At 68.0% G+C, this 25422-nt stretch carries 25 protein-coding genes; 12 read left to right on the forward strand and 13 right to left on the reverse strand.

Annotated features, from left to right (window positions below; genetic code table 11):
• Nucleotides 1–6 precede the first annotated feature (6 nt).
• On the reverse strand, nt 7–795 hold the full coding sequence (locus EV647_RS18490) for a DinB family protein (RefSeq protein WP_238177282.1): 789 nt from the start codon (nt 793–795) through the stop codon (nt 7–9).
• 105 nt (nt 796–900) lie between these two features.
• On the opposite strand from EV647_RS18490, the gene pyrH reads away from it, so the two are divergent.
• Nucleotides 901–1608: a UMP kinase gene (pyrH, locus tag EV647_RS18495; RefSeq protein ID WP_134004522.1), complete on the forward strand. Its 708-nt coding sequence runs from the start codon at nt 901–903 to the stop codon at nt 1606–1608.
• Here the strand turns inward: pyrH and EV647_RS18500 are convergent.
• Nucleotides 1601–2359 carry a phosphotransferase family protein gene (locus tag EV647_RS18500; RefSeq protein ID WP_134004525.1) on the reverse strand — a complete coding sequence of 253 codons (759 nt, stop codon included), beginning with the start codon at nt 2357–2359 and terminating at the stop codon, nt 1601–1603. The genes pyrH and EV647_RS18500 overlap by 8 nt on opposite strands.
• A 178-nt stretch (nt 2360–2537) precedes the next feature.
• Between EV647_RS18500 and EV647_RS18505 the strand changes: the two genes are divergently transcribed.
• Nucleotides 2538–4502, forward strand: coding sequence for a translation factor GTPase family protein (locus tag EV647_RS18505; RefSeq protein WP_134004528.1), 1965 nt, complete (start codon nt 2538–2540; stop codon nt 4500–4502).
• Here the strand turns inward: EV647_RS18505 and EV647_RS18510 are convergent.
• The 3 genes from EV647_RS18510 to EV647_RS18520 all read right to left on the reverse strand — a co-directional run bounded on the left by EV647_RS18510 (nt 4459) and on the right by EV647_RS18520 (nt 7283).
• Nucleotides 4459–5277: a putative protein N(5)-glutamine methyltransferase gene (locus EV647_RS18510; RefSeq protein ID WP_134004530.1), complete on the reverse strand. Its 819-nt coding sequence runs from the start codon at nt 5275–5277 to the stop codon at nt 4459–4461. The two genes, EV647_RS18505 and EV647_RS18510, sit on opposite strands and share 44 nt — an antisense overlap.
• Before the next feature lie 127 nt (nt 5278–5404).
• Entirely contained in the window at nt 5405–6349 is a 945-nt protein-coding gene (locus EV647_RS18515; RefSeq protein ID WP_134004533.1) for an SDR family NAD(P)-dependent oxidoreductase, read from the reverse strand.
• Between the two features lie 34 nt (nt 6350–6383).
• Nucleotides 6384–7283 (reverse strand): LysR family transcriptional regulator, encoded by a 900-nt coding sequence (locus EV647_RS18520; protein ID WP_238177283.1) that lies wholly within the window; start codon nt 7281–7283, stop codon nt 6384–6386.
• Nucleotides 7284–7378: 95 nt separating this feature from the next.
• On the opposite strand from EV647_RS18520, the gene EV647_RS18525 reads away from it, so the two are divergent.
• The 8 genes from EV647_RS18525 to EV647_RS18560 all read left to right on the forward strand — a co-directional run bounded on the left by EV647_RS18525 (nt 7379) and on the right by EV647_RS18560 (nt 14368).
• The gene (locus EV647_RS18525) at nt 7379–8404 is read left to right on the forward strand and encodes a hydroxyacid dehydrogenase (protein ID WP_134004536.1); all 1026 of its coding nucleotides are present in this window, start codon (nt 7379–7381) and stop codon (nt 8402–8404) included.
• A 38-nt stretch (nt 8405–8442) separates the two neighbouring features.
• On the forward strand, nt 8443–9585 hold the full coding sequence (locus tag EV647_RS18530; protein ID WP_134004538.1) for a mandelate racemase/muconate lactonizing enzyme family protein: 1143 nt from the start codon (nt 8443–8445) through the stop codon (nt 9583–9585).
• Between the two features lie 8 nt (nt 9586–9593).
• Nucleotides 9594–10901 carry a sugar ABC transporter substrate-binding protein gene (locus tag EV647_RS18535; protein WP_134004541.1) on the forward strand — a complete coding sequence of 436 codons (1308 nt, stop codon included), beginning with the start codon at nt 9594–9596 and terminating at the stop codon, nt 10899–10901.
• Nucleotides 10902–10906: 5 nt separating this feature from the next.
• Nucleotides 10907–11854, forward strand: a complete 948-nt coding sequence (locus EV647_RS18540; RefSeq protein WP_134004544.1) for a carbohydrate ABC transporter permease — start codon at nt 10907–10909, stop codon at nt 11852–11854.
• On the forward strand, nt 11844–12668 hold the full coding sequence (locus EV647_RS18545; RefSeq protein WP_133791624.1) for a carbohydrate ABC transporter permease: 825 nt from the start codon (nt 11844–11846) through the stop codon (nt 12666–12668). Before EV647_RS18540 ends, EV647_RS18545 begins: the two co-directional genes overlap by 11 nt.
• A gap of 2 nt (nt 12669–12670) precedes the next feature.
• Nucleotides 12671–13453: a sugar phosphate isomerase/epimerase family protein gene (locus EV647_RS18550; protein WP_134004547.1), complete on the forward strand. Its 783-nt coding sequence runs from the start codon at nt 12671–12673 to the stop codon at nt 13451–13453.
• 45 nt (nt 13454–13498) lie between these two features.
• A complete protein-coding gene (locus tag EV647_RS18555) occupies nt 13499–13942 on the forward strand; it encodes a carboxymuconolactone decarboxylase family protein (protein ID WP_238177284.1) in 444 nt (147 codons plus the stop codon).
• A gap of 72 nt (nt 13943–14014) precedes the next feature.
• Nucleotides 14015–14368 carry a YciI family protein gene (locus tag EV647_RS18560; protein WP_134004553.1) on the forward strand — a complete coding sequence of 118 codons (354 nt, stop codon included), beginning with the start codon at nt 14015–14017 and terminating at the stop codon, nt 14366–14368.
• Nucleotides 14369–15002: 634 nt separating this feature from the next.
• On the opposite strand, the gene EV647_RS18565 is transcribed toward EV647_RS18560, so the two are convergent.
• Nucleotides 15003–16052 (reverse strand): LacI family DNA-binding transcriptional regulator, encoded by a 1050-nt coding sequence (locus EV647_RS18565; protein WP_134004555.1) that lies wholly within the window; start codon nt 16050–16052, stop codon nt 15003–15005.
• 37 nt (nt 16053–16089) lie between these two features.
• Nucleotides 16090–16797 (reverse strand): SDR family NAD(P)-dependent oxidoreductase, encoded by a 708-nt coding sequence (locus EV647_RS18570; RefSeq protein ID WP_134004557.1) that lies wholly within the window; start codon nt 16795–16797, stop codon nt 16090–16092.
• Between the two features lie 55 nt (nt 16798–16852).
• Here EV647_RS18570 and EV647_RS18575 point away from each other — a divergent pair, with 55 nt between their 5' ends.
• Together EV647_RS18575 and EV647_RS18580 are read left to right on the forward strand one after the other, a co-directional pair.
• Nucleotides 16853–17389: a MarR family winged helix-turn-helix transcriptional regulator gene (locus EV647_RS18575; protein WP_238175029.1), complete on the forward strand. Its 537-nt coding sequence runs from the start codon at nt 16853–16855 to the stop codon at nt 17387–17389.
• Nucleotides 17390–17471: 82 nt separating this feature from the next.
• Nucleotides 17472–19733 carry an excinuclease ABC subunit UvrA gene (locus EV647_RS18580; protein WP_134004563.1) on the forward strand — a complete coding sequence of 754 codons (2262 nt, stop codon included), beginning with the start codon at nt 17472–17474 and terminating at the stop codon, nt 19731–19733.
• Here the strand turns inward: EV647_RS18580 and EV647_RS18585 are convergent.
• The 6 genes from EV647_RS18585 to EV647_RS18610 form a co-directional block, all read right to left on the reverse strand.
• Nucleotides 19722–20711 carry a winged helix DNA-binding domain-containing protein gene (locus EV647_RS18585; RefSeq protein ID WP_134004566.1) on the reverse strand — a complete coding sequence of 330 codons (990 nt, stop codon included), beginning with the start codon at nt 20709–20711 and terminating at the stop codon, nt 19722–19724. The two genes, EV647_RS18580 and EV647_RS18585, sit on opposite strands and share 12 nt — an antisense overlap.
• Nucleotides 20712–20892: 181 nt before the next feature.
• Nucleotides 20893–21678, reverse strand: a complete 786-nt coding sequence (locus EV647_RS18590) for an SGNH/GDSL hydrolase family protein (RefSeq protein ID WP_134004568.1) — start codon at nt 21676–21678, stop codon at nt 20893–20895.
• 129 nt (nt 21679–21807) lie between these two features.
• Nucleotides 21808–22848, reverse strand: coding sequence for a mandelate racemase/muconate lactonizing enzyme family protein (locus tag EV647_RS18595; RefSeq protein WP_134004570.1), 1041 nt, complete (start codon nt 22846–22848; stop codon nt 21808–21810).
• Nucleotides 22845–23618 (reverse strand): energy-coupling factor ABC transporter ATP-binding protein, encoded by a 774-nt coding sequence (locus EV647_RS18600; protein ID WP_134004572.1) that lies wholly within the window; start codon nt 23616–23618, stop codon nt 22845–22847. The genes EV647_RS18595 and EV647_RS18600 overlap by 4 nt, the downstream gene beginning before the upstream one ends.
• On the reverse strand, nt 23615–24373 hold the full coding sequence (cbiQ, locus tag EV647_RS18605; RefSeq protein ID WP_134004574.1) for a cobalt ECF transporter T component CbiQ: 759 nt from the start codon (nt 24371–24373) through the stop codon (nt 23615–23617). The genes EV647_RS18600 and cbiQ overlap by 4 nt, the downstream gene beginning before the upstream one ends.
• On the reverse strand, nt 24370–25389 hold the full coding sequence (locus tag EV647_RS18610; RefSeq protein WP_134004576.1) for an energy-coupling factor ABC transporter permease: 1020 nt from the start codon (nt 25387–25389) through the stop codon (nt 24370–24372). The genes cbiQ and EV647_RS18610 overlap by 4 nt, the downstream gene beginning before the upstream one ends.
• Nucleotides 25390–25422 lie beyond the last annotated feature (33 nt).

The following is a 25422-nucleotide window of genomic DNA, read 5'->3' on the forward strand; positions in this document are numbered from 1 at the left end:
CCGAGGCTAGGACTCCGCGCCGACAGTTCTCGCCTGCAGGGTCGCGAGATCGCGCTCCGCGTACCGGCGGTGCTCGAACTCCTCACTGAGGATCGCGCCCAGGCACCTGCTGATCTCATAGCTCTCGGACGCCGGGTAGCCAGGCTCCGGGACGGGAGTCGTCTGCTCGGTCAACTGGTCGTCGGTGAGGTCGGCGAGGACCGTCCGTACCGTCGTCATCCGATCGGCCCGCAGCTCGAGCACCTCGTCGAGCGAGGGACGAGCAGCGCGGTCGCGTGGCACGGGTGGGGTGTCGTGCATCTCGTCGTGAGGCAGGTCCAGGGGGTGCCACGGGTCGGGTACGCCGAGGACCGCACGACGTACCCAGGCGTCAGTGGCGAACACAAGGTGGCGGAGTGTCTCGATGAACGACCACTCGCCGTCCACCGACTCGTGCAGCAGTTCCGGCGGTAAGCGGCGAGCCTTCGTCACGGTTTCCGACCACAGCTGTTCCAGCAGGTCCCACGCTTCGCGGTAGCCGTCGGCGTCGGTCGGGCGCATCCGCTCGCGGCCCGGGTACAGGCGGTTGAGCTCCGCGTCGACCAGCGGTACGACGTCGATGCCCCAGACCGTCAGGTTGCTGATGTCGCCGTCGAGCGACACGTCGACCAGTCGCGCGTTGCGGATCGTCGTACCACTGAGGTCCACGTCGTCGAAGGAGGCACCGCTGAGATCGACGTCCCGGAACACCGCGCCCCGCAGCGTCGACTTCTCGAATCGCGCCCCGGTGAGATTCCGCGCCTTGAACTCGGTCACCCCGTCAGCTTTACAGACCACGGCCCACAGCGGAACCGCTCCGTGATACATCTGCTGTCGGTACGCCGCGACCGGACGTGCCTCCCGCCTTCAGAACGGAGCGGCATGTACCGCAGGCTCGTCCTCAAGCTGTCCGGCCAGGCGATCGCCGGCCCGAACGAGTTCGGTTTCGCCGGCGACCGGCTCACCCATCTCGCGACCGAGGTGATCGCGCTGCGCGCCACCGGCGTCCAGGTCGCGGTCGTCGTCGGCGGCGGGAACGTGTTCCGGGGCAATCGCGCCGACGATTGGGGTATTGACCGGGTCGAGGCGGACAACATCGGCATGCTCGGCACCGTCATCAACGCGGTGCTGCTGCGGGGGCGGCTCGCGGCGCTCGGGGCGCACGGCGTACGGCTGATGACCGCGATCCCGATCGACAACCTGGCCGAACCGTACATCCGGCTGCGCGCGCTCCGGCACCTGGAGAAGGGCTCGATCGTACTGCTTGCCTGCGGCAACGGGCAGCCGTTCACCACGACGGACTACCCGTCGGTGCAGCGTGCCGTGGAGCTGGACGCGGACGCGCTGCTCGTCGCGAAGAACGGCACCGACGGCGTGTACGACGCCGACCCGAACAAGCATCCCGACGCGCGGCGGTTCGACCACCTCACGTACGCCGAGGTCATCGAGCGCGGCCTCGGCGTGATGGACCAGACCGCCTTCATCCTCGCCCGCGACCACCACCTCCCCCTCCACGTCTTCGACATAGACCGCCCCGGCGCCGCCTCCGCCATCCTCAACGGCACCCCCTTGGGGACCCTTATCAACTGAGGTCGCGCGCGATCACCTCGAGGTGCGGTTGAATCCAGTCCCCGCCCGCTGCGTGCTCGGCCTGCAATGCGATCAGCGACCACAGCACGCGGTACGTCGACAGCGTCCGCGGCGGCGCGTCGACGTCGCCGTACCCGGTCAGGAACATCGCCGTCACGTCCGGTCCCGCCATGGACAGCCGGGCGAGGTCGAACAGCGGATCGCCGTACGTCGTGTCGCCCCAGTCGAGGATCCCGGTCAGCTCGGCGCCCTCGGCGTACACGTGCCGCAGATGCAGATCCCCGTGCAACAACACCGGCGTCACGTCGCCGACACTGTCGATGAACGGAGGAATCACCTCCCGCACGCGCGCCGCGAGGCGATCCGGCAACACGTCCAGCCCGTCCAGGACACCGCGCAGTCGATCTCGCCAGGACGCCGACGGGTCGACGATCGTGTGCACGCGCCGCATGCCCTCTCCAACCATCCGCACCACCGCGCCGAGGTCAGGTGAGTCAGCCGCGAGCGGCCGGCCAGGAAGCTCCCGCGTGATCAGAGGGGACGACGCGATCACCTCCGGCGCAGGTGCGCCCACCGACCGCGCGAGCCGGCACGCATCGGCCTCCTCGGCGACCGTCGCGCCCGCCTTCAGGTAGTAGACGCCGGCGCGGGTCTCCAGGCGGAACGTCTCGTTGCCGACGAAGCCGTTCACCGGCGTCGCACGGAGGACGGCGCCGACGTGCGGTGCCGCGAGGGCGATGGGATCGAGCATCCGAGTCAGCCTACGGGTGGGTGTAGGTGGGAGCTAAATGGTTTGTTCGTCGGTGGAGAGGGTTGGTGTACTCGGGGCGTACGAACGAACAGGTGTCTGGTAAAGGAGTCCGTCATGCGACCTCGCTTCATGGCTGTTGCGGAGACCGATGGCACCTGTTCTAAGGACATGAAGCGGCGTGGAACTACTGAATCTTGGGATCCTGGCGCATGTTGACGCCGGAAAGACCAGCCTGACCGAGCGGCTGCTGTACGCCGCCGGAGTCATCGACGAGGTCGGCAGCGTCGACGACGGAAGTACCCAGACCGACTCGCTCGCGCTCGAACGGCAGCGCGGGATCACGATCAAGTCCGCCGTCGCGGCGTTCACGATCGGCGACGTCGGCATCAACCTGATCGACACCCCGGGCCACCCGGACTTCATCGCCGAGGTGGAGCGCGCGCTGAGCGTGCTCGACGGTGCGGTCCTGGTCGTCTCGGCGGTCGAGGGCGTCCAGGCGCAGACGCGCGTACTCATGCGCACCCTGCAACGTCTGCGCATCCCGACGCTGATCTTCGTCAACAAACTCGACCGGACCGGCGCGCAGTACGACGGCGTACTGGAGCAGATCGCCGCGAAACTCACCCGGGAGATCGTCCCGATGGGCGAGGCGGCGTACCTCGGCACACCCGAGGCGACGTTCAAGCCGATCGTGCAGGAGGACGCCCTTCTGGAGGTCCTCACCCGGCACGACGACGCGCTCCTGCAGCGGTACGTCGACAACGAGCCACTGTCGTTGCACGAGGCACTCATCGCCCAGACGCATCAGGCGATCGTCCACCCGGTGTACTTCGGATCGGCGATCACCGGCGCGGGCACGGAAGCGCTCGCCGACGGCATCCGGGAACTGCTCCCCCGCGCCCGCACCACCGGCGTACCGCTCGACGGCACCGTGTTCAAGGTCGAGCGCGGACCGGCCGGCGAGAAGATCGCCTACGTCCGGATGTTCTCCGGCACGGCCCACGTGCGCGAACGCGTGCGGTACGGCGACACCGACGGGAAGATCACCGCGCTCGAGGTCGTCGGCGAAGGCCCCGCCACGACGATCCGTGCCGGCCAGATCGGCCGCCTCTGGGGCCTGACGGAAATCCGCATCGGCGACACCCTGACCGATTTCCGGAACGTTTCCGGAACGGAACGACACATTGTTTCCGCACCGGCGTTCTCCCCGCCCACGCTCGAAACGGTGATCACTCCGAGGAAGCGCTCCGACAAGGGCAACCTCCGCGTGGCGCTCACCCAACTGGCGGAGCAGGACCCGCTGATCAACCTCCGCCAGGACGACCTGCGCCAGGAAACCTACGTTTCCCTGTACGGCGAGGTGCAGAAGGAGGTCATCGAGTCCACGCTGGCAACGGACTTCGGGATCGAGGTCGACTTCCGCGAGACCACCACGATCTGCATCGAGCGGATCGCCGGGACCGGGCAGGCGGTCGAGTTCAACAAGAAGGACGCGAACCCGTTCCTCGCGACCGTCGGACTCCGCGTCGAAGCGGCACCGGTCGACGCCGGGGTCACCTTCGAGCTGGAGGTCGAACTCGGCTCGATGCCGTACGCGTTCATCAAGGCCGTCGAGGAAACCGTCCGCGAAACGCTGCACCAGGGCATCCACGGCTGGCAGATCCCTGACGCCCGCGTGGTGATGACGCACTCGGGGTACTCCGCCCGCCAGAGTCACGCCCACGCCGTGTTCGACAAGAGCATGTCCAGCACGGCCGGCGACTTCCGGTTCCTCACGCCGCTGGTCCTGATGACCGCGCTCCAGGAGGCAGGTACGACGGTGCACGAGCCGATGCACCGCTTCCGACTGGAGATCCCGACCGACACGACCCGCGCCGTACTCGCGGCCCTCGCCCGGCTCCGGGCGATTCCCCAGGTACCGGCGCTGGCCGCGGAAATCTCAACCCTGGAAGGAGAAATCCCCGCGGCCGCCGTCTACGAACTCGAGCAGCAACTCCCCGCTCTCACCCGCGGCGAGGGGGTCCTGGAGTCGGCCTTCGAGCGCTACCAGCCGGTGACCGGCCCGATCCCGGAACGCCCGCGTACCGACCACGACCCCCTCAACCGCCGGGAGTACCTGCTGCATGTGCAGCGCCGGGTTTGATGCCGTGTACGACGTTGGCGCCGAGGTCCTCGTCCGTGGTGATCTCGGCGTCCAGCCCGTGTTCGATCATCAGCGCCCGCGCGACGGGTGCCTGGTGGTCGCTCATCTCGACGAACAGCTGACCGCCGGGCCCGAGCCACTCCGCGGCACCGACGACCACGCGACGCAGGGTCGCGAGGCCGTCGGGTCCGCCATCCAGCGTGACGTGCGGCTCGTACAGCCGCGCCTCCGGCGGGAGCAGCCGGATCTCGTCGGTCGGCACGTACGGAACATTCGCCAGCAGTACGTCGACCTTCCCGCGCAAACGTTCCGGCAACGCCGCGAACAGGTCACCCTGATAGACCGTCCCGCCAAACCGCTCCACGTTCCGGCGTGCGCATCGCACCGCGGCCGGCTCGATGTCAGCGGCGTACAGCGACACCTCGCGCTCGGCCGCGACCGCGGCACCCAGGGCACCGGAGCCACAGCCGAGGTCGACCACGACCGAGTCCGCGACGGTGATCCGCAGCGCTTCGGCGACCAGGAACTCGGTACGGCGACGTGGGATGAACACCCCGGGATCGACAGCGATCCGCAGCCCGCGGAACGACGCCCAGCCGACGACGTACTCCAACGGCGACCCGGCAACCCGCCGGTCGACCATCGCTGCGAGCTCGGCCGCGTCCCGCGCGGTCTCGACGATCAGCGCAGCCTCGTCCTCGGCGAACACACAACCGGACGCGCGCAGCCGCTCGACAACAGAGCCGAGCTCTACAGCAGAAGAAGAAACAGACACATTGAACCCCTAAGAACTACGAGGCTCCCGCGATCAGCCTGCGCTGATCACTCGAGGCGGGAGCAACCGACCTGCCTGGATGATCGGTCCCACCTCCTTCAGTCTGCCGTTACCTGACCGCGTCAGCTTACCCGAACGCGTTCACGCCGGTGAGCTGCGCCGACACGGTCCACAGTCGCTCCGCAGACGCGGGGTCGATCGCGTACGGGCGTACTCCCGGCGCGTCGTCTGTCGACACCTCGGCGACCTCGCAGTCCTCGAGGAACACGCCACCGATCCCGTCGAGCTGCGGCGACGTCGCCGCCCACACCTGTGTCGCGGCGCCCTGCTCCGGGCTCTTGAACGCCGGGTTCAGTGGATTGCCGTCCTCGTCGATCCAGCCGTAGTCGACCATCTCCTGCTTCTCGAGGTGTCGCTGCAGCGGCGTCAGGATCCCGCCAGGATGCAGCGCGAACGCCCGTACGCCGAAATCCTTGCCGAGCGCATCGAGCTGGACGGCGAACAGCACGTTGGCCGTCTTCGCCTGCCCGTACGCCTCCCACTTGTCGTACCCCAGCCGGAACTCGAGGTCGTCCCACCGGATGTCCGACCGCCGGTGCCCGGTCGACGACACCGAGACGACCCGTGCGCCACCGCCGGCCGCGATCGCCGGCCACAGCCGGTTCACCAGCGCGAAGTGCCCGAGATGGTTGGTCGCGAACTGCGCCTCCCATCCCGGCCCGACCCGCGTCTCCGGCGACGCCATGATCGCCGCGTTGTCGATCACGATGTCCACCGACCGGCCCGAAGCCAGAAACCGGTCCGCGAACGCCTTCACACTCTCCAACGAGCCCAGGTCCAGTTCGTCGACCTCAGCGAGCTCGCCGAGAACTTCCCGCGCCGCGTCCGGCCGACGCGCCGGTACGACGACGTGGGCGCCGGCCTTCGCCAGCGCCTTGGTGGTCTCCAGACCGAGACCGGAATATCCGCCGGTGACGATCGCCAGCTTGCCGGTCAGGTCGATCCCGGCAAGTACGTCGTCCGCGGTGCTGTCGTGCCCGAAACCCGAGCCGATCTTGTGTTGTGCACTCATGCCATCGAGCCTACGAATTAGAGTTCGCTCTAAGTCAAGTCGTGAGGCGCGGATCGAGCCGCAGGGATTCGGCCAGGCGCTGCAGGGCCGGGTTGGGGTTGTCGGGGCTCCAGCAGGCGTGCAGAGTGACCGAGTGCGCGTCGGCCGCGTCCAGCTCGCGGTAGCGGACGCCCTCGACACCCATCGCCATGATCGAGCGTGGGATCAACGCGCACCCCAGGCCGGCGCGGACCAGCGCGAGCATCGTCGGCACCTGCGACGCCAACTGGCTGACGGCGTAGCGATCCATGCCGATCATCGCCGCACAGATGTCGTGCAGGTACTGCGATCCCTCCGGGCTGTACCCGATGTAGTCGTCGGTCACGTCCACCAGCGAGACCGCCCCGTCGCCGAGCGCCAGTGGATGCGAGGCGGGTACGGCGAGGACCAGGTCCTCCGAGTGGACCAGCAACGACTCGAACTGCGCCGGGATCGGCGGGCGCACCAGGCCGAGGTCGATCTCCAGGTTCGCCAGCGCCTCGAACTGCGCCGGGCTCACCAGTTCGGTCAGCTCGGCCGTCACCCCGGGCGTCCGTTTCCCGACCATGGTCAGGAAGTCGGCGAGTACGGCGTACGCGCCGATCGCGGTGAAGGCGAGGCGGAGCGTCCCGGTCGTCCCGTCCGCGGCGCGCCGGGTCGCCTCGGGTGCGACTTCTAGCAGTGCTAGCACCCGGCGCGCGTGCTCGAGGAAGACTCTCCCGGCCGCGGTCAGCCGCACGCCGCGGCCGGTGCGGTCGAACAAGCGGACGTCGAGCGTGCGCTCGAGGCCCTGGATCTGGCGGGTCAGCGGCGGCTGGGTCAGGTTCAGGCGCTGGGCGGCCCGGCCGTAGTGCAGTTCCTCGGCGACGGCGACGAATCCACGGAGTTGCTGGAGCGACAGGTCCATGGCGGCCATGCAAGCACGGTATCGGTCCATACGTAAATGGGCTTGGACCTGCATAACGGAAAGCGCCTACCGTCGGATCACCGACCACCGAAGGAGCCGACACGGTGCCGAAACTCGCTGCCCTTTTCTCCCCCGAACGCGCCGCCGACGTGATCGACCCGGAGACCCGCCGCCTGCTCGAGGACCGCTTCAACGTGGTCTGGGCAACCGCCGACCACACCACGAGCAACGGCTCGCTCGCGAAACCGCCCGCGCTCGACCCGGCCGCCGTACCGCTGCTGGCCGAGGGCGCCGACGTGCTGCTGACCAGCTGGGGTACGCCGCACCTCGGCAAGGAGCTGTGGGCCGACGGCAACGGTCCGAAGGTCGTCGCGCATGCCGCGGGCACCGTGAAGAACCTCATCGATCCGGTCATCCTCGACCAGGGGGTCGGGGTGTTCTCGGCAGGTCCGCGGATCGCGTGGTCGGTCGGTGAGTACTGCCTGGCGTCGATGCTCACGCTGGCTCGGCGGCTGCCTCGGTTCGACGGTGCGGTCCGCGGTGGCGGGTGGAAGCAGACCGGATACCGCGGGCACGAGCTGGCCGGCGCGAAGGTCGGGATCGTCGGCGCGAGCAGTACGGCGCGTGCGTTGATCACGCTGCTCAAGCCGTTCGGCTGTGACGTGGTCGTGTACGACCCGTACTTGAGTGCCGAACGCGCCGCCGAGCTCGGGGTCCGGCTGGCCGAGCTGCCGGAAACGTCAGCGAGCGCCTTCTTGACGATCCACGTGCCGAACGTGCCCGAGACGAAGGGCATGATCTCGCGCGAGCTGATCGAGCGGCTGCCCGACGGTGCGGTCGTGGTCAACTCGTCGCGCGGTCCGGCGATCGATCAGCAGGCCCTGCTGGAACACGCTGTCTCCGGGCGGATCTACGCCGCGCTCGACGTCTACGACCCGGAGCCGCCGGACCTTGCCGAGAGCGCTCTCCGTGCGGAGAACCTGTTGCTCACCCCGCACATCGCCGGCGACACCGCCGAGGGCCACCTCGCGCTCGCGGGCTACGTGCTGAAGGACGCCCTCCAGTGGCTCGAAGACGGCACCCGAGGCCCCAGCTTCGTAGATCCCGCCCTCTGGTCGATCGCCGCCTGACCCACCGCGCCGAGCAGACCGAGAGAGGACTGATCATCTTGTCCCGCATCACCCAGGTTGAGGTCTTTGCGGTTGCGGTGCCGTTCGCTCGCCGGTTCGTGCTCGGCAGCGGCGCCGTCGGCTCCCCCGACGCCGCCCCCGACCAGGCCGGCGCGGTGATCTTCGTGAAGCTCACGACCGAGGACGGTGTGGTCGGCTGGGGAGAGCAGCGAGCGCTCCCCAGCTGGAGCTACGAGACCGCCGAGACGATGGCGGTCGTCATCCGCCGGCACCTCGCCCCGATCCTGCTCGAACTCACGCCGTTCGACGTCGAACTGTTCCACCAGCGCGCCGCCAAACGCCTCAGCCCCGCCGTCTCCAACGGTTTCCCGTTCGCCCGCGCCGCCGTCGACGTCGCGTTGCACGACGCGGCCGGCAAGCTCGCCGGTGTCCCCGTCCACGCACTGCTCGGCGGCAAGATCTACGACGAGATCCCGCTCTGCTCCGCGATCGGGGTCGGCGACCAGGAAACGGTCCGCGAACACGCTCTCCAGTCGTCGGACTATGCGGCGTACAAGGTCAAGATCGGCGGCGATCTGGACGCGGACACGGCCGCGATCGAGACCGTCGCGGAAGTTGCCGACGGCAAACCGCTCTGGCTGGACGCCAACCAGTCCTATCGACCAGCCGCGCTGAAACAACTCCGCGACCGGACGTCGCACATCCGCACGATCCATTGCGTCGAGCAACCTGTCCCGAGCACCGACACGCTCGCCATGCAGCGCGTGCGCGAGCTCATCGACCTTCCGGTCGCGATCGACGAAGGCAGCTTTTCCGCGCAGGACCTCGCCCGCGCAATCCGCCTGAACGCCGCGGACCTGGTCGTCGTCAAGGTCTGCAAGTCGGGCGGCCTGCGGAACGCTCTCAAAACCGCCCAGACAGCGCTGGCGGGCGGCGTGGAATTGCTCGCCAGCGGCCTGACCGACTGCGGAGTCGCGTTCGCCGCCGCACTGCACGTGTTCAGTCAGCTCGAGCTCGCCCTGCCCGCCGAGCTCAACGGGCCGGAGCTGCTGACCGATCTGTACGTGGACGGGCTGAGCATCACCAAGGCCGTCGCAACGGTCCCCACCGCCCCTGGACTGGGCGTCGAGGTCGACGAGGAGCGCATCCGCGCCGAGTCGATCGACCTGCTCTACCGTTGAGGAGATCGATGAGCACCAACCTGACCCGCCGCAGCGTGCTCCAGCTCGGCGGACTGGCCGGCATCGCGCTCGCCGCCGGCTGTTCTTCGGGGCCACCGGCCGGCACCGCCACCTGGGCGATGTGGTCGAGCAGCGCCGCCGAGAAGAAGGTCTGGGAGGACTTCGGCAAGTACGTCGAGAAGCAACTCGGCGTGAAGTCGGTCGCCGCCCTGACCCCGTCGAGCGGCTACCCGACCAAACTCGACCTGCAACTCGTCAGCGGCACGGCGAGCCTGGTCACCGCGCTCAACGGCACCCTGATCCCGACGTACGCCGCCCGCGGTGCGCACCGGCCGCTCGACGACCTGATCGCCGCCGACCCCGACTTCAAGCTCGACGACTTCTACGAGACCAGCCGGAAGATCTCGGGCTTCAACGGGAAGACGTACGCGATCGGCTTCGACGTCGCCCCGACAGTCATGTACTACAACAAGGACCTGCTGAAGAAGCAGGGCGTCCCGCTGCCGTCCCGGACCGAACCGATGTCCTGGGCAACGTTCCGCGACCTCGCCGAGCAACTCACCAAACCCGGTGAGCAGTACGGCTTCACCTGCGCGCCGGCCATCGACGACCTGGTGTCGTGGATCTATTGCGCGGGCGGGAACGTGATGAGCGCCGACGCGAGCCGCAGTACGCTCGGCGATCCCGAGGCGATGGAGGCGCTGCAGTTCGTCATCGACTTGTTCGTGAAGGACAAGGTCACGCCGCCGATCAAGAACCTGGTCACCGAGAGTTCACTGTCCAACTTCATGCAGGGCAACGTCGCGTTCATGCAGAACGGGCCGTGGCAGGTCGTGAACGCCCGGAAGGCCAAGTTCGACTGGGACATCATCCCGTTCCCGGCCGGCGCGAACGGGAGCACGCCGCGCGTCTCAGGGTCCAGCTTCGCCATTCCATCGGGGGTACGCGAGGGGGCCGAGCTCGACCTCGCGTGGAAGCTGCTCAAGACGCTCACCAGCACCGGCGCGCTCGACATCTACGCCAAGGCCGGCCGCAACAACCCGGCCCGGCTCAGCGCAGGGAGCGCCTTCCAGCCGCCGCCCGACAACCTGGGCATCGTCCAGGACATCCTGGCCGGCAAGGTCGCCGGCGGCCACGCCTTCGACGTCACCACGAACTGGAACCAGGTCAAGCAGTTGCTCGGCCAGGATCTCCCGCGGACGTTCCTCGGCCAGGTCAGCGTCCCGGAAGCCGTCAACGGTCTGACGCCGCGTCTCGACGTACTGATGCGGCAGCATCTCGACACCGTCCGCCAAGCCACGGCCAGGAAGGGGTGAGCGTGATGGCCATTTCCACGGCAGACACCGCACCTGTCACCACCGCACCGGTACCGGCCAAGCAGGCCCCGCCGCCGCGTTGGCGCAGCCGGGAAGCGCTCACTGCCTGGCTCTTCATCCTGCCCAGCCTGATCGGCTTCCTGATCTTCACCGCCGGACCGGTCGTCGCCGCCGGCGTCATCTCACTGCTGAACTGGAACCTGTTCAGCGCACCCACCTGGGCCGGCCTGCACAACTTCGCCCGCCTCGGCCCCGATCCGACGTTCTGGTCCGCGCTCGGCAGTACGGCGTACTTCACCCTGGTGAGCGTCCCGCTGACGATCCTGGTCAGCCTTGCGCTGGCGCTCCTGCTCAACCAGGGCCTGAAGCGGATCGCCGTCTTCCGATCCCTGTTGCTGTTGCCGTACGCAACCATTACGGTGGCGGTCGCGTTCGTCTGGATCTGGCTCTACATCCCGCACGACGGCCTGGTGAACGCCGTGCTCGGATGGTTCGGCATCAACGGCCCGGCCTGGCTCATCTCCGACACCTGGGCGATGCCCGCGCTGATCCTGATGAGCGTCTGGAAGAGCTTCGGCTTCGGCATGGTCGTCTTCCTCGCGGGCCTCCAGGCGATCCCGCAACAGCTCTACGAAGCGGGCCGCGTGGACGGTACGTCGCCATGGAAGAGCTTCCGGCACATCACGGTGCCGATGCTGTCCCCCGCGCTGTTCTTCGTGATCGTCACGTCGGTGATCGGATCGTTCCAGGTCTTCGACCAGGCGCTGATCATGACGAACGGCGGCCCGGGCACCCGCACCACCACGCTGGTCATGTACATCTACCGGACCGGCTTCGAGAACTACGACCAGGGGTACGCCGCCGCGCAGTCGCTGGTCCTGTTCGCGTTCATCGTGCTCATCACCGCAGGTCAGTTCCTGTTCCAGCAGAAGTTGGTGCACTATGACAACTGAGATCCGGCGCAAGCTCGTTGTCTTCACCTGCTTCCTGGTCACCGCGATCACGCTGGTCCCGGTCGTCATGATGGTGCTCGTCGCGTTCCAGTCCGACGGCGAGTCGATGGCCGCGAAGCCGTCGTTCTGGCCGAGCAGCTGGCATCCCGAGAACCTGACCCGCGCGTTCGAGCTCGTCCCGCTCGGCAAGTACCTGCTGAACACGATCTACTTCGCCGCCGGTACGACGCTGCTCGAAACGGTCACCGCGGCGCTCGCGGCGTACGCGTTCGCGCGGCTGAACTTTCCCGGCCGGAGCTGGCTGTTCGGCATCTACCTCGCGACCCTCATGATCCCGTCGCAGGTGACGCTGATCCCGCAGTTCGTGCTGGTCGCGAAGCTGCACGGGATCGACACCTGGCCGGGCATGATCCTGCCGCACGCGTTCACCGCGATCGGCGTGTTCCTGCTCCGCCAGTTCTTCCTCGGCATCCCGCGCGACTACGAGGAGGCAGCCCGGTTGGACGGCGCCAACCGGTGGCAGGCGTTCGTCCGAGTCATCGTGCCGCTCGCGGTGCCGGCCATCGCGACGCTGGCGGTCTTCAAGTTCATCGGGCAGTGGAACAACCTGCTGTGGCCGCTGGTGATCTCCAACAGCGACGCCACCCGGACCGCATCGGTCGGCCTGCAGGTGTTCCAGGACACCAACGGCACCCAGTGGAACCTTCTCCTGATGGCGGCGACCGTCACCACCGTGCCCCTGATCGTCCTGTTCTTCCTCACGCAACGCTGGTTCGTCCGAGGTATCACGATGAGTGGGCTGGGAGGCCGTTGAACATGACCTATCTGTGGTCCGTCTTCACCAAACCGTGGATCGGGTTGCCCGGTGACGAGCTCGGCCGGCTGATCTCCGGACTCGGATTCGCCGGGGCCGAGGTCCCGGTGCGCGAAACGGCGTACGTGACGCCGGCGACCGCCGAGGCCGAGCTGCCGAAGTTCACCGCGCAGTTACGGGCCGAGGGCATCGAACCGATCAGCGTCGCGAGCGAGCTGTCCGAGCAGGTGTTCGCGGGGTGCGCGGAGTCCGGCGTGCCGATGATCCGGATCATGGCCGGCCTCGGCCCGGACGGGTACGCCGCTTCGGTACGACGCAATCGCGAGCTGCTCGAGACCGCCGCCGTACTCACCGAGCGGTACGGCGTACAGGTCGGAGTGCAACCGCATCACGGGCGATATGTCTCGTCGACGCTCGGCGTACTGCAGTTGCTCGACGGGCTGCCTCATCGGTTCAAGCTCGTGTGGGACGCGGCGCACGACGCGCTTGCCGGGGATCATCCCGCGGTGACCCTGGAGCTCGGCGCGGACCGGCTCGGCATCGTGAACCTGAAGAACGTCCACTACGTCCGCTCGGAACGCGGCTGGACGACGAACTTCGTCGAGGCCGAGGACGGATTGTCAGACTGGCCGGCGGTGTTCGCGACGCTGCGGCAGCTCAGGTACACCGGCCCGATCTGCCTGACGAGTCAGTACTCCGATCCCGCCGTACCTGTGGAGACCAGGCTCGAAAGAGATCTGCGATTCGCTGTCACATCGGCCGCGCAGCATCCGTCAAGGGAGTGAAATCAACAGACACGAGCTTTTGGAGAACCTCCCATGCAAGCACGGATGACCAACCCCGCAATGGTTCTGCCCGACGCCACGAAGGGCATCCAGAACATCTACAAGGCGATCGGGCAGTCCGGCGCCGACGGCAAGACGCTCGAACTCGTGCACCTGCGGGCCAGTCAGATCAACGGATGCTCGCCGTGCGTTTTCGGCGGCGTCAAGTCGGCGCTGAAGAACGGTGAGTCCGACGAGCGGCTGCACCAGGTCGCGGCGTGGCGCGACTCCGACCTGTTCACCGACGCCGAGCGGGCCGCACTCGAGATGACCGAGGCCGCGACCCGGCTGGCCGACAACCCGACCGCGGTCACCGACGAGATCTGGAACGCTGCCGCCGACCACTTCGACGAGAAGGAACTGTCGGCGATCATCCTGATGATCGCGCTCACCAACCTGTTCAACCGCCTCAACACCACGGTGCGGGAGCCCGCCGGCGCCACCTGGTAGTCACTACGCTGGGCCCCGGATGTCGAGAAGATGTCCGGGGCTCCGACGTACCCGGGTGAATGGAGGCAAGCCATGAAATACATGCTGCTGATCTACGGGAACGACGAGACGTGGGACACCTTGCACGCCGAAGGCATCGACCAGGTGATGGAACAGCACGGCGAGCTCATCGACGAACTGAAGGCGCGCGGTGAGCACGTCGACGACAGGCCGCTGACCATCGCGAACTCGCGGGTGGTCCGGGTGCGGGACGGCGTACCGACGGTGACGGACGGACCGTTCACCGAGGCCAAGGAAGTGCTGGCCGGCTACTACATCGTCGACTGTGCGAGCCTGGATCGCGCAACCGAGATCGCCGCGCGCCTGCCAGAGGCGCCGTACTCGCCGATCGAGATCAGGTCGTTCACCGACCCGGTGGAGAGCTAGCTGTCCAGCGGCTTGCCGGCCTCAGCTGGGCGTTGGACACCTGAGACCGGCGAGTCACTGACTCAGACCGTCTACGTCCCGACGGGTTCGCGGGACGCGAGGATGACCCCACCTGAGGCGGGCTGATCACCCATGCCCCGGCCACCTTGGACGTACACAGTGCTACCGGGCGCCGGCGCCTGGGCACCGTCGCCGAGTCGGAGCGTGGTCGTCATACCGTTGCTCAGTCTGAGCATCGCCACGCGTCGCGGTCGCACCGACGGAATCGACGAGCTCACCTCGTGGATGCCGGTACACACCGCCGGTTGGATCGAAGCTCGCCCGAGTCCCGCGTTGCCGTGACTCCTCACATCACGGCACTGCTCGGCAAGCCTTGTCATCGCTGACACACTTCCCCCTTCTCATCGTTACTGCCCCCGAGTGTTGGCGGTTGCGGTCGCACCGAACACCTCGTCCTCACGGCACGCCCGCACACTCCCCCGTCCTTCCCGCACCCGGAAACGACGCGGAAGTGATCAGGCAACCCTCGCTGAGAGTGACGACGTTTTCAAGGGATCGTGACCGGAATCCCGTTCCCCGGAACGACTGTCCAGGAACCCTACCGACCACCGAAGCCGGCGGTAGCAGGGCCGCGTCAGCGTGCGGTGCTGGCGCGTTCGACCACGTGGTGGGGGATCATCACCCTGCGCGGCGGTGCGTCCTTGTCCGCCATGCGCTCGGCCAGCAGGTCGAGGGCCGCGGCGACGAACTCTCTGCGGTCGAAGGCGATCGTGGTCAGCGGCGGAATCATGAACTGACTGTCGAGGATGTTGTCGAACCCGGCCACCAGGACCTGCTTCGGTACGTCGATGCCCGCGCTCCACAGCGTGGACAAGGTACCGGAGGCCATCGTGTCGGTGAAGCAGAAGAACGCGTCCGGCAACTCGTGCTCGGCCAGGTACTTCGCCACCACGGTCGCGGCACCCTCGGGCCGCCAGCGGTCGAGGCTGATCTCCAGACTCGGATCGATCGGTACGCCGGCCTCCTCGAGCGCCTGGCGATACCCCGCGGTCCGCAGCCGCGACGCCGCCGTACCCGGGGACTCGGCCGATCCGCCGAGGACTCCGACCCCGCTCGAGCCGCGCGGGATCTCCGGCGTACCGACGGCCGCGATCCGCCGGCAGCCCTGCGCCAGCAGGTGTTTCGTCAGGTCCCGCGCGGCCGCGACGTTGTCGATCGCGACCTGGCTCACCACGTCCTGGTCGACGTCACCGATCAGCACGAGGGGCGGTAGCGGACCGGCCGTCGTCACCGCGCTGTCGTCGAGGTTCACCGGGTTCAGGATCAGGCCGTCCACCAGGTACGCGCGGGCCTTCGAGAGCAGCTCGAACTCGCGCTTGGGCTCGGCCGCGGTCTGCTCGATCTGCACACCCCAGCCGCGCTCGTGGGCAAGCTCGACGACCAGGTGGACGATCTCCGCGGAGTACGGCCTGAGCAGGTCGGGCAGGGCCAGCGCGATCATGCCGGAGCGGCCGTTGCGGAGGCCACGCGCGCTCATGTTCGGCACGTAGTCGAGCTCGGCGAGGGCGCTCTCCACCCGGGCCCGGGTCTCGGGGCGCACGAAGACGACGCCGTTGATCACGTTCGACACCGTCTTCGGCGACACCCCGGCGAGCTTGGCGACATCTTTGACGGTGGGACGCATGCTGCCCATTGTCACACCTGACATACGTTGTCACGTATCAGCGCGTGACGAAGGCACCGCCGTTCACGTGCAGGACCTGTCCGGTGAGGTGGCGGGCGGCGGGTGAGGCGAGGAAGTGGATCGTCCCGGCGATGTCGTCGACCTGGCCCTCGCGTTTGGTCAGCGTTGCCCGGAGCAGAGTCTCGCGGCGCTCGCCGGTGAGCCGGCCTTGGAAGAACTCGGTCTCCGCGGTGAAGCCCGGCGCGACGACATTGGAGGTGACTCCCCGGGGCCCGAGCTCGGTCGCCACGTCGACGTTCCACATCGCCAGCGCGGCCTTCGAGGCGCCGTACGAACCCGGCCCGCGAGCGCCGGCGATCGAGCCCAGATGGACGACGGCAGTGGTCAATCGGGGTGCGAGGGCGGTTGTGGTCAGGACTGCGCTGATCAGGTTGGCTTCGAGGTTCGCCAGCCAGTTCGCTCTCAGTTGCGCGAGATCGCCGTCCGGCCGGCCGAAGTCGGTGTTGCCACCGGCATTGTTGACCAGGACATCGACCTGCTCGGGCAGTTCGTCCAGCAGCCGCTCCACCTGCGCCGGGTCGGTCGCGTCGCACACCACTGCCCTGACTCCGAGATCAGCGGCGGTCTTCGCGAGTACGTCGGCGCGCCGGCCGGTGATCACCACGTCGTCACCGTCCGCGCGGAACCGCTCCGCGGTCGCCCGCCCGATCCCGGTCGCTCCCCCGGTCACCACGATCGTCCTCATCTGAAATCCTCACGTTTAGCTCTAAATGTTTAGATCTAAACGTACCATGGGCCTCGTGGTCGACAACTACCCGCTCGATGCTCCGAGTCCGTACCCCGCCGCCGAGATCGCCCGCGCCTGGCAGCGGGAACGGCCCGGTACGCCGACCGACTCGATAGAGATCGTCACTCCCCTGTGGCGGCTGGCGAAGCTGTTCGCCGACGACCGGCGCCGGGTGCTCGCGGACGCCGGCGTGGATCCCGCGACGCTCGACCTGCTCAGCGTGCTGCGGCGCGCGGGCACGCCGTACGAGCTCAGTACGCGCGAGCTGTCCCGCCGTACGCTCGTCACCGCCGGGGCGATCTCGCAGCGGGTCGCCCGCGCCGAGGCCGGCGGACTGGTCACCCGGCGGTCCGCGGCCGACGGGAGTCGCGCGGTCGTCGTCACGCTCACCGAAGCCGGGCACGACCTGATCGAGCGGACGGTCGACCAGGTGCTCACGCGCGAGTCCGAACTGGTCGCGTCACTGTCCCCCACCGCGCGCACCCAGCTCGCGGGCCAGCTCCAGGATCTGCTCGACGAGGTCGCCCGCATCGCTCGCAAACCTTCCTGACGACGTTGAAACTTTTACCCAGCCACGAGGGCTGACAAGCTGAGCCAAGTTCGTACGGGCGGTTCAATGAGACCATTGAAGGATGCTTCCTGCTGACAGTCATGACGTCATCCAGGTGCGCGGCGCCCGCGAGAACAACCTCAGCGGCGTCTCGCTCGACATCCCGAAACGCCGGCTCACCGTCTTCACCGGAGTCTCCGTTTCCGGCAAGTCCTCACTCGTCTTCGACACCATCGCCGCCGAGTCCCAGCGGCTGATCAACGAGACCTACACCGCGTTCGTGCAGAACTTCATGCCGAGCCTCGGCCGGCCGGACGTGGACGCGCTGCGGAACCTGTCCGCCGCGATCATCGTCGACCAGGAACGGATCGGCGCCAACGCCCGCTCCACCGTCGGTACGGCGACCGACGCCCACACCATGCTCCGGGTGTTGTTCAGCCGCGCCGGCACGCCGTACGCCGGGCCGCCCTCGGTCTTCAGCTTCAACCGCGCCGAAGGCATGTGCCCGGTGTGCGAGGGGCTCGGGCGGACCACCGAGTTCAACCTCGACGAACTCGTGGACCGCGACAAGACCCTCAATCAAGGCCCGATCAAGGCGCCTGGGTACTCGGTCGACAGTTGGCACTGGCAGCTGATGGCTCAGTCGGGCCTGTTCGACGCGGACCTGCCACTGAAGGACTACCCGGCGGAGGCGTGGCAGCAGTTCCTGTACCAGGAGCCGATCAAGATCCGGGTCGGGAAGAGCAACCTGACCTTCGAAGGGCTCATCAGCAAGCTGAAACGGCAGTACCTGAGCAAGGATCCGCAGTCGATGCAGAGTCACGCGCGGGCGTTCGCCGAGCGCGCGATCCGGCAGGAGACGTGCACGGAATGCCACGGTGTGCGGCTGAATGCCGCGGCCCGGAGTGTGACCGTGGACGGGCGGACGATCGGTGAGTGTTCGGCGATGCAGATCAATGATCTGGCCGAGTTCGTTGCCGGGGTCAAGCATACGGGAGTCGGTCCGATGCTCGACGGGCTCCGGGACCTGCTCGAGTCCTTCGTGACGATCGGTCTCGGCTACCTGAGCCTGGATCGCGAGTCGTCGACGCTGTCCGGTGGTGAGGCGCAACGGGTGAAGCTGGTGCGTCATCTCGGGTCCAGCCTCAGCGATGTCACCTATGTCTTCGACGAGCCGACGGTCGGCCTGCATCCGCACGACATCCAGCAGATGAACGACCTGCTGCTGCAACTGCGGGACAAGGGCAACACGGTGCTGGTCGTCGAGCACAAGCCGGAGACGATCCGGATCGCCGATCACGTCGTCGACCTCGGCCCGGGTGCGGGCCTGTCCGGCGGGCGGCTCTGCTACGCCGGCGACGTGGACGGTTTGAAGACGTCCGGGACTCTCACCGGGCAGTACCTCGATCACCGGGTGACCGTGCGGGACGACGTACGGCGGCCGACCGGGAAGATCTCGATCGAGCACGCGTCGCTGCACAATCTGCAGGACGTGAATGTCGACGTTCCGCTCGGCGTACTGACGGTGGTGACCGGGGTCGCGGGTTCCGGGAAGAGTTCACTGATCCACGGCTCGCTGGCCGGGCGGGACGGCGTGATCGTCGCGGGTCAGGAACCGATCCGCGGGTCGAAGCGGAGCAATCCGGCGACGTACACGGGGTTGCTGGATCCCATTCGCGCGGCCTTCGCCAAGGCGAACAAGGTGAAGCCCGGGTTGTTCAGCGCGAACTCGGTCGGTGCCTGCCCGACCTGCAAGGGCATCGGGCTGGTGTACACGGACCTCGCGATGATGGCCGAGGTCGCGTCGGTGTGCGAGGACTGCAACGGGGCCCGGTTCACGGCCGAGGTGCTCGGGTATCGGCTGCGCGGCAAGAACATCAGCGAAGTACTGCGGATGACGGTGGCCGAGGCGCGGGAGTTCTTCGGGACCGGTACGGCGCGGACGATCCTGGATCGGCTCGCGACGGTCGGGCTCGGGTACATCGGGCTCGGGCAGCCGCTGACCACGCTGTCGGGTGGTGAACGTCAGCGGCTCAAGCTGGCGATCAACACGGGCCGGACCGGGTCGATCTACATCCTGGACGAACCGACGACCGGACTGCACCTGGCCGACGTCGACAAGCTCCTCGGCATGCTCGACACGCTCGTCGATCAGGGCAACACGGTGATCGTGATCGAGCACCACCAGGCGGTGATGGCGCACGCCGACTGGCTCATCGACATCGGCCCGGGAGCCGGCCACGACGGCGGTCGGGTCGTCTTCACAGGAACGCCCGCTGACCTGGTCGAGAGCAGCCCGACCATCACCGCGGAGCATCTCCGCGAGTACGTGTCAGTGGCCTGAGAAGCGGTTGATATCTGCTAGTTCCTGGGTCAGGTCTGCTGGTTCGAAGAGGTCGACCGCGAGGGTGGCGTGCTGCCAGGTGCCGATCGGGCGGCCGGCTTGCACTACTGCGGGACGCAGCATGCCACCGCCGGGGAAGATCGAGGTCGGTAGGTCGAAGTGGCGGTTCTGATAGCCGAGTAGGTAGGCGTCGAACTCGCCCAGCAGGCGTACTTCGTAACAGCCCGGTAGATCGTCGACGGCGTGGAGTTCGGTGGTCTCGATCTCGAAGGACGTCGTGGCCACCGCCTCCACCGCTCGGCGCGCAACTGGGACCGGCAGGCCGGACCAGGTGGCGAAGTCGCGTGGGGTGGCTGGGCCGTACGCGGTCAGGTAGCGGCGGGCCAGGTCCTCGGGGTCGCCTTCGAGGACCAGTGGCTTGCCGAGCCAGTCGCGGACGGCGACCCAGGTTTCGCCGGGTCCGTAGCAGAGGCGTCCGAGCAGACCGGCGTACCGGATGAGCGCGTACACAGCCTGTCCTTTGGGCTCCGCGATCAGTCCGGCGCGGACCAGGACGTCCGCCAGTTCGGCGCGGTTGCTCGGGCCGTGGGTCAGCAACCAGTCCTCGAGTACGTCGGCGGCCTCGGCTCGGACGCGATCCGGGAGGCCGAGTTCGCCGTACCGGCGTTCGGTGTCCTTGATCAGTTTCGGGCCGAGCAGCCCGAGCAGCGGGCCGGCGTCCTCGGTCACGACGAGTTGGAGGGTGCCGCGCATGAACCAGCCGCGGATCACGGAGCGGTCGGTTTCCTGGGCGCTCGCGACGTCGGCGAGCGTGGTCGCGGTCGATCGGGCGCGGACGGCGTACGCCGCTCCTCGCCAGGTCTGGGCCTGGAGTCCCCCCGCCCGGCGTACGACGTCGGCCACCCCTCCGGGGCCGGCCTCGTTCACCGGACGCGCCAGGCCGTTGGCCTGCATCCTGGCTGCCAGTAACCAGCCCACAGACCTCCGCGCCACTCCTGCATGACACCACGAACCAGCCCCGTCCGCACCCTCCCCCTCACCAATTTGCCTGGCTGACCCGGCAATTTGCCTGGCTCACCCATGAAATGAGGGGTTCGTGACCCTGAATCCGGGTCACGAACCCCTCATTTGCCTGGTCAGCCAGGCAAACGTGGATCGGTCAGAGGGCGGGTTGGACGAGGCCGGCGTACGCCGCCTGGCCGGTCACGTTGGGGTGGTAGGACTCGCTGACCGGGTTGGACAGCCCGTTGATCCACTCCGGGCTGCCGCAGACCGCATGCCCGATGAAGTTCGACGTCGGATCCACGAACGTGAAACCGGCCGCGCTCGCCGAGGCCGAGACCTTCGAGTTCAGCAGGTCCGCGGTGGCGTTCAGCTTGGTCATCTCGTCGGGGCTGAAGAACGTGCCGGCGTTGCAGTCGGTGCCGTTGAACAGGCGCGGGTACCCGACCACGACGACCTTCGCCGACGAGGCCCGGCTCCTGATCGACGAGTAGAGCGTGTTGAGTCGGCCCGGCAGCGTGTTGTTGATGATCGACCGTGCGTTCGCGACCGCGCCGGTGCAGTCGGCGAGCCAGGACGGCTTCGCGCACTCGGTGATCACCGACGAGAACCCGGCGTCGTTGCCGCCGACCTGGACGGAGACGATGTTGGTCGAGCTGGTCACCGACGGCAGCTGATTCGCGGTCACATCGGCGACCCGCGCGCCGGAGCAGGCGACGAACGTGAGGTTCGCGCCGATCCGGCCGGCGTCGATGTACGCGTAGGCCTTCGTGGAGCGCTGGCAGGAGCCGCTGCTCTCGATGTAGGAGCGGGTTCCGACACCGGAGGCGTAGGAGTCGCCGAGCGCGACGTAGTTCGGTGCCGCGGCATGCGCGACACCCGGGCTGAGGAGCATCGCGGCACCGAGGGCCGCGGCAGTGAGCAAACTGGTGAATGACTTCATGGGGGCGGACCGCCTTTGCCTGAGCGGGGGGTAGCGACAGAAGTACTCAACGTCACCTTCGCTGACTGGCGAGTAACACACAAGGGCTTGGTAACAAATTCACCGTGGATTCCCGGTGACTGTCACCAACTAGCCGTCCCAGGACGACAAACCCGGTCCCGTCGGCAACGGATAACAACCGTCCACCAGTTGCACCCCGGCAGGCAGCAGCCCGCTCTCCACGTAGATCGTGTTCGGCAGGGCCGCCAGCACATGAATGTGCGCACCGCCGCCGTGCGACGCGTACGGAATCCCGAACCCGGCCGCCATCAACCCGATCTCGAGACAATCCGTCAACCCACCGGCCCGTCGCAGATCAGGTTGTACGACGCCCACGCCGCCGCGCGCGATCAGGTCCCGGAACGCGGCCTGCCCGTAGCGGTTCTCGCCCGTCGCGATCGGGATGTCCAACTTCTCCGCCAGCCGGACATGACCGTCGGTGTCCCCCGCCGGCAGCGGCTCCTCGAACCACCGGCAGTCGAGTTCTTCGTACACCCGGCCGCGCCGCAGCGCCTCGGCGAACCCGAAGGCCTGATTGGCGTCGACCATCAGCGGCGCATCCGGCCCGATCACGTTGCGGACCGCCTTGATCCGTTGCACATCCTCGGTCAGCGGCCCGCCGCCGACCCTCATCTTCACGCCCCGGAAGCCCTGCTCCATCGCCTCCGCGGACACCCGCTCCAGACCTGCAACGTCGAGCTCCAGCCAGCCGACCATCGCGTACGTCGGGATGGCGGTCCGCTGCGCACCGAGCAACTTCCACACCGGCACACCCAACGACTTCCCGAGCAGATCCCACAGCGCCTGGTCGATCGCCGAGATCCCGTACGACGACAGCCCCGCCGTCCCCTGGTAGTCGGTCAGCGTCTGCAGCTGTTGCCGGATCCCCCGGATGACGGCTGGATCCTCGCCGATGATCGCCGGCGCCAGCTGGTCGGTGACGATCTTCGCCAGCACGTCCGGTGAGCTCTCGACGCGACCGAAGTACGTCGTACTCACGCCGCTGACGCCCTCGTCGGTGTCGATGCGGACCCTGGTGACACCATTGCGATCGAGCAGCTGGATCGCATCGCGCACCGGATGGGCCTTGGGCTCCGACGTGACCTCGACGGTGACCGCAGTGATCTTCATGAACGCTCCGGACCGGGGACGGAGAGGGGATCGAATCCGTACGGCAGCTCGAGACGATGTGCGGCCATCAGGTCGGCGTCGCCGAGCAGGTCACGGGTCTTGCCGTCAGCCACGATCCGGCCGCCATCCATCAACAGGCTCCGCTCGCACAGCTGCAGCGCGTACGGGAGGTCGTGGGTGATCATCAGCAGCGTGACGTCGAGCCCGGCAAGGATGTCGGCGAGCTCGCGACGGGCTGCGGGATCGAGGTTGCTCGACGGCTCGTCGAGGACCAGTACTTCGGGACGCATCGCGAGGACCGTGGCGACGGCGACCCGTCGGCGCTGACCGAACGACAGGTGGTGCGGGGCGAGGTCGGCGTGGTCCTGCATGCCGACCTGGACCAGCGCTTCGTGGACGCGATCGTCGAGCTCCGCGCCACGCAACCCGAGGTTGGCGGGCCCGAAGGCCACGTCGTCGCGGACCGTCGGCATGAACAGCTGGTCGTCCGGGTCCTGGAAGACCAGACCGACCTTGCGCCGGATCTCGGTCAGGTGCTCCCGGTGCAGCCCGGTGCCGCCGATCTGGATGCGGCCGCTCCCGGTCCCACCGGCGACCGACCCGAGAATGCCGTTCAGGTGCAGCACGAGCGTGGTCTTGCCGGCGCCGTTCGGACCGAGCAGCGCGACCCGCTCGCCGCGCTCCACGGTGAAGTCGACGCCGAACAGGGCCTGCCGCCCGTCGGGATAGGCGAACACCAGCCGCTCGACCTGAATCGCAGGACCGCTCACAAGCTCACCACCCTAGCCGCGACCGCGATCGTGACCGCGGCGAGGGAGATCGCCAGACCCTCGAGCCACTGTGCCCGGGTCGCGCCCGAGACGCTGAGCAGTGGCATTCGTCCGGTGTAGCCGCGCGAGCGCATCGCCAGATGGACACGCTCGCCCCGCTCGAAGCTGCGGACGAACAGGACGCCCACTCCCCCGGCGACCGCCTTCAGATGACCGACCCGGCCACCGGTGTACCCGCGGGATTCCCGCGCCACCCGCATCCGGTGCAGGTCGTCCGAGACCACGCTCAGGTACCGAACCATGAACGACAGGATCGCCACGAGAGTCGCGGGCAGCCGCAGCCGCTCGAGCCCGGCCAGCAGGTCGCGCGGCGCGGTCGTCGCCGACAGCAGGATCGCCGCGATCACCCCGAGCGTCCCCTTCGCCAGCACGTTCCAGGCACCGAGTACACCCGACTGGGACAGGTGCAGCCCGAGTACGTCGACCTGCGGGCCGGTCGCGACGAACGGCAGCAACAACGCGAACACGATGAACGGCGTCTCGACCGCGAGCCGTCGCGACACCACGGTCACCGGCAACTTCGCCACGACCACAGCCGCAACGAGCATCACGGCGTACAGGCTGAACGCCCAGAAGATCGCGGCCGGCGTGGAGACGACCGCGAGGACGAACACGAACAGTGCGACGAGCTTCACCTGCGCCGGGACGCGGTGGACCGGGCTGTCCACCGCGACGAGCAGGCCGTCCCCACTCATGAGGCCTTGTTGGTTCGGAGTGAGGCGAGCTTGGCGATCGCGAGGCCGACGACGATCGTCACCAGTACGCCGATGATCCCGGCCAGTGCGCCGGAAACCTGTGCATTTCCGATGCCGTGTACGCCGTAATCGGCCAGTGGACTGCCCGCAACCGCCGAGTCCTTCGCCGCACCCTCGAACCCGAGCTTGGCGCCGACGAACTCCAGCCCGTCCGGGTGCGCGCTCGCGAACAGGCTCAGCCCGCCCGCGACGAGCAGCGTCACCGCAATCCCCACACCGAGGGATCGGCCGGCCGGCTTCGCGGCGATCGGCCGGTCCGGTGACACCGTGGAGGTGTTGCCGTCGGCATCGACCAGGACCAGGTCGTGCTGCAGGTGCCGGGCGGCGTACACAAGGTCCGGCCGGGTCGCGACGACCGCGCTCAGCACGGCCGCGGTGATCACCGCCTCGCCGATCCCGACCAGAACGTGCCAGCCGACCATCGCGGTCGCGAGTTTGCCGAGCGGGATGTCGACCGCGCCGCCGATCGAGTACAGCCCGGTGAACGCCAGGGCCGCGACCGGCACCGACACCAGCGCGCCGACGGTCGCGGCCGGTACGACGCTGCCGACCCGGCGCGGCAGCACCTTCATCAGCGCCCGTGTCAGGAAGTACCCGACGAGCACCGTGATCAGGCCCATCAACGTGATGTTCGTACCCAGCGCCGTCAGACCGCCGTCGGCGAACAGCAGCCCCTGCACCAGGAGCACCGTCGACATCACCAGTACGGCGGTCCACGGCCCGACCAGCGCCGCCGCGAGCGCGCCTCCGAGCAGGTGACCGCTGGTGCCCGCGCCGACCGGGAAGTTCACCATCTGCACCGCGAACACGAACGCCGCGGTCAGCCCGGCCAGCGCCGGACCGGTCTCCCGGAGCTCGCGGTTCGCCCGCTGCAGGCTGAAGCCGACCGCCCCGGCCGCGATCAGGCCGGTGGCGACGGACGTCGGCGCGTTGAAGAAACCGTCAGGGACATGCACGCGCTCATTGTTGTTCTTGTTGCGACCGAATCG

It is taken from the genome of Kribbella sp. VKM Ac-2566 (assembly GCF_004366005.1).
Classification (GTDB): domain Bacteria; phylum Actinomycetota; class Actinomycetes; order Propionibacteriales; family Kribbellaceae; genus Kribbella; species Kribbella pratensis.